Origin of the sequence: Streptomyces tritici, from assembly GCF_048500665.1 — a bacterium.
Taxonomy (GTDB): Bacteria; Actinomycetota; Actinomycetes; order Streptomycetales; family Streptomycetaceae; genus Streptomyces; species Streptomyces tritici.
Genome location: NZ_CP183183.1, coordinates 6,935,246 through 6,949,156 on the forward strand (window position 1 = coordinate 6,935,246; position 13,911 = coordinate 6,949,156).

Annotated in this window: 16 protein-coding genes; 11 read left to right on the forward strand and 5 right to left on the reverse strand. The window is 74.3% G+C overall.

From position 1 onward, the window contains the following. Positions 1–57: 57 nt before the first annotated feature. Together ACNJ93_RS31985 and ACNJ93_RS31990 are read left to right on the forward strand one after the other, a co-directional pair. On the forward strand, positions 58–1,116 hold the full coding sequence (locus ACNJ93_RS31985; protein ID WP_418960960.1) for a GNAT family N-acetyltransferase: 1,059 nt from the start codon (positions 58–60) through the stop codon (positions 1,114–1,116). Between the two features lie 54 nt (positions 1,117–1,170). Then, positions 1,171–1,842: a class I SAM-dependent methyltransferase gene (locus ACNJ93_RS31990; RefSeq protein ID WP_418960961.1), complete on the forward strand. Its 672-nt coding sequence runs from the start codon at positions 1,171–1,173 to the stop codon at positions 1,840–1,842. 22 nt (positions 1,843–1,864) lie between these two features. Here ACNJ93_RS31990 and ACNJ93_RS31995 read toward each other — a convergent pair whose 3' ends face one another. Then, on the reverse strand, positions 1,865–2,923 hold the full coding sequence (locus tag ACNJ93_RS31995) for a magnesium and cobalt transport protein CorA (RefSeq protein WP_418961596.1): 1,059 nt from the start codon (positions 2,921–2,923) through the stop codon (positions 1,865–1,867). 116 nt (positions 2,924–3,039) lie between these two features. On the opposite strand from ACNJ93_RS31995, the gene ACNJ93_RS32000 reads away from it, so the two are divergent. From ACNJ93_RS32000 to ACNJ93_RS32035, 8 genes are all read left to right on the forward strand, one after another. Next, positions 3,040–3,633, forward strand: a complete 594-nt coding sequence (locus tag ACNJ93_RS32000; protein WP_418960962.1) for a TetR/AcrR family transcriptional regulator — start codon at positions 3,040–3,042, stop codon at positions 3,631–3,633. A gap of 104 nt (positions 3,634–3,737) precedes the next feature. Then, positions 3,738–5,096: an MFS transporter gene (locus tag ACNJ93_RS32005; RefSeq protein WP_418960963.1), complete on the forward strand. Its 1,359-nt coding sequence runs from the start codon at positions 3,738–3,740 to the stop codon at positions 5,094–5,096. 745 nt (positions 5,097–5,841) lie between these two features. After that, positions 5,842–5,964, forward strand: coding sequence for a keywimysin-related RiPP (locus tag ACNJ93_RS32010; RefSeq protein ID WP_418960964.1), 123 nt, complete (start codon positions 5,842–5,844; stop codon positions 5,962–5,964). A gap of 26 nt (positions 5,965–5,990) precedes the next feature. Further along, complete coding sequence (locus ACNJ93_RS32015; RefSeq protein WP_418960965.1) at positions 5,991–8,168, forward strand: lasso peptide biosynthesis PqqD family chaperone; 2,178 nt, start codon at positions 5,991–5,993, stop codon at positions 8,166–8,168. Next, positions 8,165–8,602 carry a lasso peptide biosynthesis B2 protein gene (locus tag ACNJ93_RS32020; protein ID WP_418960966.1) on the forward strand — a complete coding sequence of 146 codons (438 nt, stop codon included), beginning with the start codon at positions 8,165–8,167 and terminating at the stop codon, positions 8,600–8,602. Before ACNJ93_RS32015 ends, ACNJ93_RS32020 begins: the two co-directional genes overlap by 4 nt. Continuing rightward, positions 8,599–10,488: an ABC transporter ATP-binding protein gene (locus ACNJ93_RS32025; RefSeq protein ID WP_418960967.1), complete on the forward strand. Its 1,890-nt coding sequence runs from the start codon at positions 8,599–8,601 to the stop codon at positions 10,486–10,488. Before ACNJ93_RS32020 ends, ACNJ93_RS32025 begins: the two co-directional genes overlap by 4 nt. 29 nt (positions 10,489–10,517) lie before the next feature. Continuing rightward, on the forward strand, positions 10,518–10,649 hold the full coding sequence (locus tag ACNJ93_RS32030; protein WP_418961626.1) for a hypothetical protein: 132 nt from the start codon (positions 10,518–10,520) through the stop codon (positions 10,647–10,649). A 147-nt stretch (positions 10,650–10,796) separates the two neighbouring features. Beyond that, on the forward strand, positions 10,797–11,579 hold the full coding sequence (locus ACNJ93_RS32035) for an alpha/beta fold hydrolase (RefSeq protein ID WP_418960968.1): 783 nt from the start codon (positions 10,797–10,799) through the stop codon (positions 11,577–11,579). 12 nt (positions 11,580–11,591) lie between these two features. Here ACNJ93_RS32035 and ACNJ93_RS32040 read toward each other — a convergent pair whose 3' ends face one another. Next, positions 11,592–12,179, reverse strand: a complete 588-nt coding sequence (locus tag ACNJ93_RS32040) for a nucleosidase (protein WP_418960969.1) — start codon at positions 12,177–12,179, stop codon at positions 11,592–11,594. A 179-nt stretch (positions 12,180–12,358) separates the two neighbouring features. Between ACNJ93_RS32040 and ACNJ93_RS32045 the strand changes: the two genes are divergently transcribed. Further along, entirely contained in the window at positions 12,359–12,580 is a 222-nt protein-coding gene (locus ACNJ93_RS32045; RefSeq protein WP_418960970.1) for a hypothetical protein, read from the forward strand. 13 nt (positions 12,581–12,593) lie between these two features. Here the strand turns inward: ACNJ93_RS32045 and ACNJ93_RS32050 are convergent, their stop codons facing one another. From ACNJ93_RS32050 to ACNJ93_RS32060, 3 genes are all read right to left on the reverse strand, one after another. Beyond that, positions 12,594–13,085 (reverse strand): OsmC family protein, encoded by a 492-nt coding sequence (locus tag ACNJ93_RS32050; RefSeq protein ID WP_418960971.1) that lies wholly within the window; start codon positions 13,083–13,085, stop codon positions 12,594–12,596. 55 nt (positions 13,086–13,140) lie between these two features. Beyond that, positions 13,141–13,284: a hypothetical protein gene (locus tag ACNJ93_RS32055; protein ID WP_418960972.1), complete on the reverse strand. Its 144-nt coding sequence runs from the start codon at positions 13,282–13,284 to the stop codon at positions 13,141–13,143. A gap of 102 nt (positions 13,285–13,386) precedes the next feature. Then, positions 13,387–13,815, reverse strand: a complete 429-nt coding sequence (locus ACNJ93_RS32060) for a hypothetical protein (protein WP_418960973.1) — start codon at positions 13,813–13,815, stop codon at positions 13,387–13,389. Positions 13,816–13,911: the final 96 nt, after the last annotated feature.

Here is a 13,911-nt window from a genome sequence, read left to right on the forward strand (position 1 = left end):
CCGTCGAAGACGGAAAGCGATGGCGTCCCCGGCCGCCACGGCCTAGGGTCGGCCTCCATGATGATCATCGGAGCGGACGACATCGACCGGGCGGTCGAACTCACCGCCGCCACACTGCGCGAACTGACGGACCGGGACTGGTCGGTCCCGGCCGCGGGCCTCGACTGGACCTGCTACGACACGGCGGTGCACATCGGCGGTGACTTCACCGCCTACGCGGGGCAGTTGACCGGCCGGGCGACCGACGACTACGTCCCGTTCGAGATCACCGCCGACCCCGGCACCACCCCCGAGGGCCTGGTCCGCATCATCGAGTCGACCGGCGGTCTGCTCTCCGCCGTGGTCCGCACGGCCCCCGCCGACCTCACCGCCTGGCACCCCTTCGGCAGTGCCGGCGGCGACGGCTTCGCCGCGATGGGCGTCCTCGAGACGCTGCTGCACACCTACGACATCCTCGGCGCGCTCGGCGTCCCCGACTGGCCGGGCTCGGCCCCGCTCGCCGCCAAGGTCCTCGACCGGCTCTTCCCGCACACGCCGCGCAGCGACGACCCCTGGCAGGACCTGCTGTGGGCCACCGGCCGGACCGAACGGCCCGGACTGCCCCGGCTGTCCGCCTGGCGCTGGTACGCCGAGCCGCTGCGCGGCGAACGCGTCGCGCTCTGCGAGATCTCGCCCCGGGTCGCGGACGACCTGGTCGCCGGCGGCACGGGAGGCTTCGCCTGGGCCGGCGGAGTACCGGGCGAGGGCACCCGGGCGGCGGCCGGACAGGTCGTGAAGGCCCGCGACAAGGGCGTGTTCCGGCCGGGCTGGGGCCCGTACGCGATCGTCCGCGTCGCCGACGGGCTCGCCCTGGGCGGCGCCGGGTTCCACGGCGAGCCGGAGGCGGACGGCGCCGTCGAGATCGGCTACGACCTCGTCGACTCCGCCCGCGGCCAGGGGTACGCCACGGAGGCCGTGCGCGTCCTCGCCGACTGGGCGCTGCGCCGGCCCGAGGTGACGTCCCTGCGGGCACGCGTCGACGAGGACAACGACCCCTCGCGGCGCGTGCTCGTCCGCGCCGGATTCGTGGAGACCGGAACGATCTCGTACGAGCTCCGCAGGGCGACGTCCGGCTGACGCGACCGCGCGGGCGGGGCGCCGGGTCGTCGCGAGCCGGTACGGTCGTCCACCATGACCGAGCGCACGACCGGGCCGGCGCCCGAGGCCGGGTTCCTGACCGCCACCCGCGTCTCGTACGACGCCATCGCCGCCGCCTACGCCGAGCAGTACGCCGGCGTGCACGACACCGAGCCCCTCGGCCTCGCGATGCTGGACGCCTTCGCCGCCCTGGTCCGGGCGGCCGGCGGCGGCCCCGTCGTGGAGGCCGGGTCGGGACCGGGCGAGGTCACCGCCCGGCTGCACGCCCAGGGGCTCGACGTGCACGGTGTCGACCTCTCCCCGGCGATGGTCGCCAGGGCCCGTCGCGACCACCCCCACGTGCGGTTCGAGGAGGGCAGCATGACCGCCCTCGACGCGGGCGACGAGACGCTGCGCGGCCTCGTCGCCTGGTACTCGCTCATCCACATCGCCCCGGAGGCGGTTCCGGACACCCTGGGCGAGTTCCACCGCGTCCTGGCGCCCGGTGGTCTCCTGCTGCTCGCCTTCCAGGTCGGCGACGAACCGGTCCGCTACACCGAGGCGTTCGGGCAGGAGGTCGCCCTCGACTTCCACCGGATCCGCCCGGAGCGCCTCGAACGGCAGCTCCACGAGGCGGGGTTCACCGTCCGGGCCCGCATGGAACGCGAGGCGCACGGAGCGGAGACGACCCCTCAGGCGTACCTGCTGGCCCGCAAGGGGGAGTAGGGCGCCGGACTGGGCGGGCGGGTCACAGCCAGCCCTTGCGGCGGAAGGTGCGGTGGATCAGGAAGCAGGCGAGGGCCATCGTGGCGACCGCGCCGGGATAGCCGTAGGTCCAGCGCAGTTCCGGCATGTGCTCGAAGTTCATGCCGTACACCCCGCAGACCATCGTCGGCACCGCGATGATCGCGGCCCAGGCGGTGATCTTCCGCATGTCCTCGTTCTGCGCCAGAGTGACCTGGGCGAGATGGGCCTGGAGGATGGAGTCGAGCAGCGCGTCGTACGCGGCTATCTGCTCGGTCACGCGCGTGAGGTGCCCGACCACGTCCCGGAAGTACGGCAGGAGTTCGGGGTCGAGCGGAGCCGTGGGCAGCCCCACCAGCTGCTGGAGCGGGCGGTCCAGCGGGGCCACCGCCCGCTTGAACTCCATCAGCTCGCGCTTCAGCTGGTAGATGTGCCCGGCGTCGGCGCGGGCGGAGTCCTCGCTGAACACCTCCGTCTCGACGGCGTCCACGTCGTTCTGCAGGGCGTCGGTCACCCGGAGGTAGTCGTCCACCGCCCGGTCCATCACCGCGTGCAGCACGGCCGCCGGACCCTTGGCGAGCTGCTCGGGCACCGACTCCAGGGCCTCGCGGAGCGGGCCCAGCGAGCCGTGCCGGCCGCGGCTGACCGTGAGGACGAATTCCGGGCCCGCGAACACCAGCAGCTCGCCGGTGTCGACGATCTCGCTGGTCGCGGTGAGCTCCGCGTGGTCGACGTACCGGCACGTCTTCAGGACGGCGAGCAGCGTGTCGTCGTACCGCTCGAAGCGCGGCCGCTGGTGCGGGTGCAGGGCGTGCTCCGAAGCGAGCGGGTGCAGCGCGAACAGGTCGGTCATCGCGGTGACCTCCTCGGCCGTCGGCTCGTGCAGGCCCACCCACACGAAACCGGTACCGGCCTTGCGGACCCGCGCCACCGCCTCCTCCGCCGGACACGCGCCCGGCTGCCGGACGCCGTTCTCGTAGATCACGCATTTGACCACCGAACTCCCCAGCGGGGAACGGGCGGGATGGCTGAGATCCACGGTCCGGCGGTAGGCACGGCGCATCAGACGCCGGAGGTTGCGGATCACGGACACGGAACTTGCTCCTTCATTCGACCGGCGGTCAGTGTGCCATTTCCTCGGTGTAGACACTGTCTACGAGTGGCTGGTAGACAGTGTCTATGAACGAACGACAAGAAGCCGGGCTGCGCGCCCGGCTCGTGGCGACCGGCGTCGAACTCGTCGCGCGGGAGGGCGTGCAGGCGCTGACCCTGCGCGAGATCGCGCGCCGTGCGGGCGTCTCGCACGGCGCGCCCCGCCGTCACTTCCCGACCCATCTGTCCCTGCTGTCCGCCATCGCGGCGGAGGGCTTCGCGTTGCTGGGGGCCCGGCTCGCGGTCGCCGCGCAGGCCGCGGGCCCGGCGCCCAGGGCGCGGGTGGCCGCGCTGGGGCGGGCCTACCTGGAGTTCGCGCGCACCGAACGCGGCATGTACGAGCTGATGTTCCGCCACGATCTGCTGGAGAGCGGCCGCCAGGGAGGGCTGCGGACAACGAGCCTGCCGCTCTTCGAACAGTTCACGGCTCTCGTGGACCAGGCCCGGCCGCGTTCCGAGATCCCTGCCGCGGTCGTGGCGGGCGCCCTTTGGGCGGGCCTCCACGGCATCGCGCAACTGTGGGGCTGGGGCAGCCTCCAGCTGGCGACGGGCGCGGAGGACGTGGAGCCGCTGCTGCGTGCGGTGCTGGACGCGCATCTGGGAGCGGGGGAGGGGCAGTGAGAGGCAGCACGCGGCCGTCGGACCGGCGGGTCGCTTCCGCGCCGAAGGTCTCCGCCGGAGGAGGCGCTGCGGCCCGGAGACGTCGATCGGTCCTGTTCGCCAGCGTGGGCGGAGCCGTGCTCGTCGCCCTCGACGGGACGCTGCTCACCGTCGCGCAGCCGACCCTCCAGCGCGATCTGGACGCCTCGTTCGCCCAGGTCCAGTGGACCAGCACCGGCTACCTGATCGCCGTCGCGTCCCTCCTCGTGCTGGCCGGACGGCTCGGGGACCGGTACGGGCACCGGCGGCTCTTCGCCCTCGGCACCCTCGGCTTCGCCGCCGCCTCCGCCGGCATCGGGCTCGCCCCCGGCATCGGCTGGGTCGTCGGACTCCGCGTCGCCCAGGGCGTCTTCGGGGCGCTGCTGCAGCCGGCGACGCTCGGGATGCTGCGCGCGGCCTACCCACCCGACCGGCTCGGCACGCCGCTGGCCCTGCGCACCAGCGCGATCGGCGCCGCGGCCGCCGCCGGGCCGCTGATCGGCGGCGTCCTCGTGACGCACCTCGGCTGGCGCTCCGTCTTCCTGCTGACCGTCGTCCCCGCCGTGGCGATCGCCGTGCCCGCCCTGCTCGTCCGCGACGCGGAACGCCTCGCGGGAGAGCAGGAGCCGCGGCCGGCACCGGACCCCAAGGCCCGCGCCGACGCCGACCGTCCTGCAGCGGCCGCCGCACTGGACCTGCCCGGCGCGGCGCTGCTCGCCGCCTGCCTGGCATGCCTCGTGCACGCCCTCGTCACCCTGCCCGAGACCGGCCCCGGCGCGACGTCCCTCCTCGGCCTGCTGGCGGCCTGCGGCCTCGGCGCGGTCTTCGTCCGCCGCGAACGGCGGGTCCCGGCACCGCTCGTGCCGCCCCACGTCCTGCGGTCCGCCGCCGTACGCGCGGCACTGGGCACGCTCGTCGCGGCCTCCGCCTCGCTGCTCGGCACACTCTTCGTCTGCACGTACCTGCTCCAGGACGTGCTGCGCCTCGACCCGCTGGCCACCGGCCTGACCGTCCTGCCGCTCGCCGTCATGATGGTCCTGGCCGCACCCCTCGCGGCGCACCTCGCGCGGCGCCGGGGACCGCGGTGGACGACGGCCGGCGCGGCACTGCTGCTCGCCCTCGGCGTCCTGCTGCTCGCCGGGGCCGGTGTCTCCGGTGGGCGCACGGCGATCGCGGGCGCTTCCGCCCTCGTCGGCGCGGGATTCGGCGCGGTGATGGTCACGGCGACCACGGTCGTGGTGCGCCACGCCCCGAAGGCCGACGCCGGCGTCGCCGGCGGCCTCCAGCAGACCGCCATGAACGTCGGCCCCGTCCTGGGCGTCGCCCTGGCGACCACGCTGCTCGCCCAAGCCCCCTTCACCCAATCCGCCGGCCCCGCCCTGACCGCCCTGGCCACCCTCGCGGCCACGGGCGCCTGCCTCGCCACCCGCCTGCCGCGAACCTGACCCGTACCGACGCTTTGTGATCGAGGGACCGGGCAGGACCTGTCGCTCATCTACGCCGGCGGGCATGATCAGGTCCTCGGCGTCGTCCCTGACCCCGGCAGCCGCCAGGGCCCTGCAGAGCATGCTCCGCACCGAGATCGGGCCAGGGCTGAGTGAGCGTGAGCTGGACGCGGTCGAGGAGCGGTTCGGGTTCACCTTCGCGGCCGACCACCGCGTCTTCCTCTCCGCCGGCCTCCCGCACGGTTCCTCACGGTGGCTGCTCGCGGGAGCCGGGTTCGGCCGTGTGAGGATCGGGCCGAAGTGGCCGAACCACACGCTCGTGCAGCTTGATCGCGCCCCAGGGCGTCGCCGCGCTCCGCTTCGAGACGAGCGTCCTGCGGCGTTTTCTGGCCAGGGCGCACTCGGTCGTGGCGCCGGCCGAGGAAGCCGTGGCGGTCGAGCTCGACGACGGCCTTGCCGCGCTGTACGGAGGCTGGGCGTGGCGCGCTCCCCGCCCGGACGTGCGTCATTCTGCGCCACCCCGGGCCACCCCACCAAGATGCGCCACCGCGCCCGTTTGTTAGATCATCACACCTTTTGAGATCGCTTGCCGGATCCTTTCACCTTCGCTCATAGTCGGTGACCGCGTCCCTTTCGTTCCCGAAGTCCTCGACGGGCCGAGGGAATCGGCCGGCGGCACGGCATGAGTTCGTGCTGCGGTCGGACAACAGGTGGGGGCGTCGTCGTTCCGATGAAAGGAAAGGCCATGAAGAAGGTCACGAAGAAGGCGTACGAGGCACCGACGCTCGTGCGTCTGGGCTCCTTCCGCAAGCAGACCGGCCTGCTGGGCCGGTCGGGCAACGACCGGCTCATCCTGAGCAAGAACTGACGGACGCCGGTCACTGACACGACGTCATGATCGATCTGCACGCGAGTGCGGAGGCGGGCCCCGGCGACGCGTCCTTCGCGGTCTTCCCCGACTGCGCGGACGCGGCCGCCGTGGCCCGTTCGTTCGCCCTCCCCGGAACGCGCACGGTGGAGCACGCCTCGGGCCGGCCCTGGCTCGTCGGCCGATGGGACCGGAGCGAGATCGTCACGGCACGGGCCGGCGCCGTCTCCCTGGCCCTCATCGGCTGCGCTCCCGTCCCGTCCACGACCCTCGAGCGCACAGCGGCCCGCGTGCGCGACGCCGCCGAACTCGGCGCCTGGGCACGCTCCCTGCCGGGCAGCTTCCATCTGGTCGCCTCGGTCGACGGGGCGATCCGCGTCCACGGCACGGCCTCCGGGCTCCGGCTGGTCTTCCACGCCGCCGTCGAAGGCGTCCAGGTCGCGGCGAGCCGCGCCGACGTCCTCGCCCGGGCCCTCGACGCGGAACTCGACCCCGAGCAGGTGGCGGTGCGGCTCATGTGGCCGGCGCCGTACCCCCTCTACCAGGCCCCGATGTGGCACGCCATCACCGCGGTACCGCCTCAGGACGCGCTGGTCGTCACGGCCGACGGCCGCACGGCGCGCCACTCCACCTGGTGGACGCCCCCGGAGCCGGACCGCCCGCTGGCGGCCGGCGCGCTCCAGGTCCGCGAGGCACTGGCCGAGGCGGTCGGCGCCCGCACCCGGCAGGGCGGCGTGGTGAGCTGCGATCTGTCCGGCGGGCTGGACTCCACGTCCGTCTGCTTCCTCGCCGACCGTTCCCCGGCACAGGTCATCGCGTCCACCTGGCCCGGACGCGACCCCGCCGACACCGACCTGCACTGGGCGCGGCAGGCCGCCGGGGCGCTGCCCGACGTCGAGCACGTGGTGTGGGACGCCGAGGCCTCGCCCCTCGTCTACACCGACCTGCTCGGCATCGAGGACCTGCTCGACGAACCGACCATCGGCGTCATGGACCGCTCCAGGGTCCTGCGCCATCTCCCGGCCATGGCCCGGCGGGGCAGCCGGGTGCATCTGACCGGCATCGGCGGCGACCATGTCGCCTGGTGCTCCGAGGCGTACTACCACCGCCTGTTGCGCCGGCGCCCCCTGTTCGCGCTGCGGCAGCTGCGCGGGTTCAGGGCGCTGTGGCAGTGGCCCCTCGGCGGCATGCTCCGCGCGCTGACCGACAGCCGGCCGTACGGCGCCTGGCTCGCGGACGCCGCGGGAGAGCTGCGCGGACCGCTGCCCGACACGGTTCTCGCGGGGCTCGGCTGGGGCATGAGCCCGCGCCTCTTCCCGTGGGTGACCCCGGACGCCGAGCGCCTGGTCCGGACGGTGCTGCGCACCGAGGCCGAGCGGGCCCGGCCGCTGCACCCCGACCGGGGCATGCACGGGGACCTGGAGCAGATCCTCTCCTGCAGCCGCATCATCCGGCAGTGGGACCACATGGCGGCCCGGACCGGTCTGCCCATGGCGTCCCCGTTCCTGGACGACCGGGTCATCGAGGCGTGCCTCGCCGTGCGCCCCGACGAACGGGTCACCCCCTGGCGCTACAAGCCGCTGCTCACCGCCGCCATGGACGGGATCGTGCCCGAGACCTGCCTGCGGCGCAGCAACAAGGCGGCCGCGTCGATGGATGCCGCCGACGGGCTCCGCCGGCACCGCGGGGACCTCCTGGCCCTGTGGGAGGACTCGCATCTGGAGCGGATGGGCCTGGTCGACGGCGCACACCTGCGCCGGCTGGCCCAGCGCCCCGCCACCCCCGAACTGCGCGACGCCGTCCTGTACTCGACCATCGCGGCCGAAGTGTGGCTGCGCTCGCTCGCCCGCGCGCGTCAGGACGCCCGAACGAACCTCGACCACCGGTCCCGGCCGCGGATCGAACTGAACCAGTCCGACCGTCGCCCCCACGCCGACCAAGGAGCTTCCATGGCACTGCGCTTCGGCCCCGACGTCACCACCGCCAAGACCGAGTACGGCACCGTTCTGCTGAACCAGCGGTCCGGTGACTACTGGGAGCTGAACCCGACCGCGACACGCGTCGTCGGCACGCTGATGGACGGCGGCGACGAGGACACCGCCGCGGCCGCGCTCGTCGAGGAGTTCGACATCGACGACGCACAGGCCCGTGCCGACATCACCGCCCTCGTCCGGCAGTTGCGCTCCGGCGGACTGATCGTATGACCACCCCGAGCGCCATCGAGCGGCCGGACGGCGTCCCGCTCGGTCGCCGGGTCGCCGCCGGCCTCGTCCTCGTACCGGCTCTGCTCCTGTCCGCCCTGCCGCCCCGACGGATCCGCGCGGTCCTCGGACTGCTCCGCCGCGGCGCGGCACCGGCCGACGCGAGTCAGGCCAAGAACGCGCGGGACGCCATGTGCGCGGTGAGTCTGCGCTGCGCCGGACCCAAGGGCTGTCTGCCCCGCTCCATCGGCGCCACCCTGCTGTGCCGGCTCTCCGGTGCCTGGCCCACCTGGTGCACGGGAGTGCGCGTCGTGCCGCCGTTCACCGCCCACGCCTGGATCGAGGTGGCGGGCCGGCCGGTCGACGAGGGGGTGCCGGACGACTACTTCGCCCGCCTGATCACCATCGGCCCGCTGCCGGAAGCGGAGACCCGGTGACCGCACGGCACGGGCGAAGGCGCCGTGCCCGCCCCGGGGCCGACCGGGCCGCGATCGCGGCGGTGTACGGACTGACCGAGGGACACCGGCCCGCCATCGCCGCCGCAGCCCTGCTCACGCTGGCGGCCTCCGCGCTGGGACTCGCGCAGCCGCTGTTCGCCAAACAGGTGGTGGACGCGCACACCGGGGACGGCGCCTTCTGGCCACCGCTGCTGCTCCTGGGCGCCGTGTTCGCCGCCGAGGCCGTCACCGGCGCCGTCGGCCGGTTCCTGCTGGAGCGCACCGGGGAAGGAGTCGTACGGCAACTGCGGCTCAGCCTGGTCGGGCGGTTGCTGAGACTGGAGATGCGCGAGTACGGGAGGCTGCGCAACGGCGATCTCGTCGCCCGGGTCACCTCCGACACCGTCCTGCTGCGCGAGGTGGTGTCCCAGGCCCTCGTGGACCTCGTCACCGGGGCGCTGGCCGCCGTCGGCGCGCTGGCGCTGATGGCGTGGATCGACCCCCTGCTGCTTCTCCTCGTCGCCGTGACCGTCGCCGTCGCCGCGACCGTGGTCGGCTCGCTGCTCAAGCGGATCAGGGCGGCGTCGGAACGCATGCAGCACGCCGTCGGCTCGGTCGCCGCCGACCTGGAGCGCGCCCTCGGGGCGCTTCCCATGGTGCGGGTGCACCGGGCGGAGGAACGGGAGGCGGGCCGCATCGGCGACCGCGTCGACGAGGCCTGCACGTACGGCATCCGCACCGCGAAGTACGCCGCCGTCATGAGCTCGGCGGTCGAACTGGCCGTCCAGGGCTCGTTCCTGATCGTCCTGGTCATCGGCGGACTGCGGGTGGGGCAGGGACAGTCCCTCGGAGACCTGGTCGCCTTCCTGCTGTACGCCTCCTACCTGGTCCTGCCCCTGTCCGCCGTGTTCCGCGCGGTCGGCCTCATCCAGCGCGGCATGGGCGCACACGCGCGCGTCGCGCAAGCCCTGGAACTGCCCGTGGAACCGGCCTGCCCCACGCCGGCCGGCACTCCGCCGTCAATGCCGGCGACCGCCCAGGACGACACGGACACCGCACCGGCCCTGGTCCTGGACGACGTCCACTTCACCTACCCCTCCGGCACCCCCGTGCTGCGCGGCGTCTCCTTCGCCGTGCCGCGCCGGGGGCAGGTGGCGCTCGTCGGCGCCTCGGGCGCGGGCAAGAGCACGATCTTCGCGCTGGTCGCGCGCTTCTACGAACCGGACTCCGGCACCCTCTACTTCGACGGCCGGCCGGCCGCCGAACTCAGCCGCGAGGCCTGCCGGGAGCGCATCGCCGTCGTCGACCAGAACACCCACGTCGTCAGCGGCACCCTCCACGACAACATCACCTACGGCGTCCCGGACGCGCCCGACGACGAGGTCGGCCGCGTGGTCCGCCTGACGCGCCTGCAGGGCGTCGTCGACCGCATGCCCGACGGCCTGCACGGCCCCGTCGGCGAGCACGGCGCCACCCTCTCCGGCGGCGAACGCCAACGCGTCGCCCTGGCCCGTGCCTTGCTCACGCGCCCGTCGCTCCTCCTCCTCGACGAGCCCACCTCCCACCTGGACGCCGTCAACGAGGCCGCGCTCACCGCCGCCCTCCAGGACATCGGCCGGCAGTGCGCCGTCCTGGTCATCGCCCACCGCCTCTCCACCGTCCAGCACGCCGACCGGATCGTCGTCCTGACCGACGGCCGCGTCACGGCGCAGGGACGTCACCACGAACTCCTGGCCACCAGCACCCTTTACCGCGATCTGGCCGTCGCCCAGACGCTCGCGCGGCGGGCCGAGGACTCGGCCGGCGCCGCTGCCGCGGGGGCACCGGACGGACCGGACGGAGCGCCCCCCGGTCACGGCGCCTGGCGGACGCATTCGATCAGGTAGTCGCCGGTGCCGGGGTCGATGGTGACGCCGTGGGCTTCGCTGTGGAAGCCGGGGAAGGCGCGGTCGAACGCCTCGGGGCGCGCGGTTCGGCGGCGGTCGCGTACTTCTCCCGGTCGGCCGGCGACGTGACGGTGACGGTCCTGCCGTACCGGCCACCGTAGGTCCCGTGTCGGCATGCCCGCGCCGCGGGGGACGGGAGGGTTGCCGGGTCCGTGACTGCCCCGGTGGTGAGGTCCGTCAAGGGGCCCTCTAGAGTGGCCGACTCGTCGTGACGGGACGCAGAATGACTGCTTCACAGGGGGTTCGGGGTGCGAGAGCTGGAACTCAAGGGAACACGGGCGTACGTGCGGTGGCTCGACCTGCCGGGCGACGAGGCGGGGGCGCCGGTGCGGGTGTACGTGCACGGGCTGGGGTGCACCGGGCCCTCCGACTTCGCGCACGTCGTCGCGCGGCCCGGGTTGCGGGGGTCGCGTGCGCTGGTCGTCGACCTGCTCGGCCACGGACTCAGCGACCGGCCGCGGGACTTCGGGTACACCATGGCCGAGCAGGCCGCGGTCGTCGCCGAACTGCTCGACCACGAAGGGCTCCGCGACGTGGACCTCGTCGGCCACTCGATGGGCGGTGCGGTCGCGATCCGGCTCGCCGCCGCGCGCCCCGACCTGGTGGCCCGGCTCGTCGTGGCCGAGCCGAACCTCTACCCCGGCGGCGGGGTGTTCAGCACCCCCGTCGCGCGACAGTCCGAGGCGGAGTTCGTCCGCGAGGGCCATGCCCGCATGGTCGCCGAGCAGGCCCCCGACTACGCGGCGCGGCTGCGTCTCGCCGACCCGGTCGCCCTGCACCGCAGCGCCGTCGCCCTGGTCGTGGGCGACGCGCCCGCCGAGGGCGACCTGCTCACCGGGCTCGACCGGCCGCGTGCCTTCCTGGTCGGCGCGCACAGCCGTCCCGACGCGGAGGCGGACGCCATGGCGGCGGCCGGCGTCCCGGTCTTCGAGGTGCCCGGCGCCGGGCACAACATGCTGATCGACAATCCCGACGGCTTCGCCGAGACCCTCCTGCGGGCCCTGGCCGGAGCCCGCCCCGCCACGCCGTGACGGGACCGCGGCTCAGGAGTGGTGCGGTACGTGCCGGGCCGCCCAGCCGGCCAGCGCGCGGGCGCAGTCGGCGACCGACTCGCGCCAGCTGCGTGCCGCGCCCTCGCCGGCCTCGTCGCTGACGTGCTTCACGAGCCGGATCGGCACGCCGGCCCGCTGCGCCACCGTCGCCAGGGCGTAGCCCTCCATGTCGACCAGCGCCGCCCGCTCCGCGAGCCGGGCCCGGGCGGCCTCGTCCGAGATGAACGCGTCACCGGTGGCCAGCGTCGGACCGCCGTCCGGCTCCGGCAGCGTCAGGGGAGCGCCGTACAGCTCCCCGGTGAGCGACGCGAGCAGCTCGCCGTCGAGGTCGTGCTGGATCACCGTGCCGATGACGTGCGTCCCGGAAAGGCCGGGGCGCAGCGCACCGGCCGTGCCGAGGTTCACGACCGCCGAGGGCAGCGGCCCCCGTCCGAGGACGGTGGCGAGGGCCGTGGCCGCGTTGACCTTCCCCATGCCGGTCAGCAGCACCGGCAGGCGCGTGTCCAGATGCTGTGCCTCTTCCTTGACGGCGAGCACCAGCAGCGGACGGTCGGCGGAGATCTGCCCCATGAGTTCCATGCCCCCACGCTAACGGGACGGGCCGCCGCGCCCGAGACCGGGTGCATGATGGACCCATGATCGCCGCACACACCCCCGAGCCCGAGTGGATCACCGTCGCCGCGTACGAGAACCTGCCCGGCTGCCCGGCCCCCCTGGCCGCGCTCCGCGCTTGACTGCGTGAGCGGGGCATCGACTGGATGCCGTTCCGCCCCGACGACCTCCGCATCGGCCTGAGCTGCGGACCGGGCCCGGACGGCCGTTGGCGCGGCTGGTTCGACGTTCGCGTCCGCGCCGAGGCCCTGCCGCCCCTGGGGCTCCACCCCGACCAGCCCACCTCCCGCCCGACGGCCTCCCCGCCCGCCTGGTGGCACGCCGCCGCGGAGCGCGCGGCGGCCGGCATCTGGCCCGTGGACGAGTGACGGCGGAGGCCGGTCAGCCGCCCTGGAAGGCGGTCGTGCCGTCGGGCAGCACCGCCTCCACGGCGGCGCCGTGCTCGACGGTGCGGCTGACCGTGCAGTAGCGCTCATGGGTCAGCCGCACGCCCCGGGCGAACGTCTCCACGGCCCGGGCGTCCTCCGCCGGCAGGTCCAGCTCGTAGCTGACCCTGATCCGGCCGAGCCGGCCGTCGTCGTCCGGGCCGGACACCGATTCCACGACGATCCGCAGGTCGTCGTGGTCGACGGTCCGGGCCGTCCGGTCGACCACGAGCCCGCCGCAGCCCGCCATGGCGGCGAGCAGCAGCTCCACCGGCGTGAACGACGGCTGAGCCGCGTCGTCGTCCGCCGCGGCGATCCGGACCTCCGCGCCCCGGTCGTTGCGGGCGGTCCAGCGGCGGAACCCGTCACGGGTGCTCTCGATCCGGTACTCGGCCATGGTGCGGGGCTCCTCGGGGTCGCGTACGGCGTGCCACCCAAGGAACCCCACGTCGGTCACCCGCACCAAGCGGGCGCGCCGGTCGTCGCACCGCCCGGACCGGGCCTCAGGGGATGGCTCGTCGATCACGCCGGGCTCGCGCCCGTTCGTACGCGTCCAGGAACTGTTCCCAACGGCTCTTGCCGCCCTCGCACAGCAGCAGCACCCGCGGCCGCGCCCCGCCGTCACCGCCCACCCGCGTCACCGACATCCCGTCCCCTCCCGTCAGAAGCGCCGCTCGCGCTCACGTCGAGTGATTGCTTCCCCGGGCCGGGCCGCGCAGACGCGGTTGGCGGCTCCTGGCCAAACAGGCTCAGGCGGACCACACCAGCCCCACCGCCACCAGCGCGTCGACGACCATGCACCACTCCGCGTACGCCCGCGGCACCACCGCGCGGGCCCGGTGGTGCGCGAAGTCCCAGGCGGCGTGCGCGAACCAGGCCCCGGCGACGATGTACACCGCCCAGGGGTCGCCGAGCGCGAAGGCCGCCAGCGCGGGCGCGGACCAGAGCGCGAGCCCCGCGAGCTGGATCCCGAACGCGCGCAGGCTGCGCAACTCGCCCCGCAGCGTCCCGAAGACCAGGTACGCGCCCGGCAGGGCGACCATGATGACGGCGAAGGACCGCCAGTCGACCCCGCCGTCCCAGAAGATGACCGCGACCGAGACCAGGGCCACCACCGTGGGCCAGCGCCGCGCGAGACGGCCGGCGACGTGGACGTGCTGCTGCTGTGTGTTCTCCATGCCCCCACGGTCCGCGGCGCCCCGCCCCGGCGGAAGTCCGGTGGCGCGGGAGGTCCGAAACCTTGGGGTAGCCGTCCTTCCGGCCTAGGTTGACGG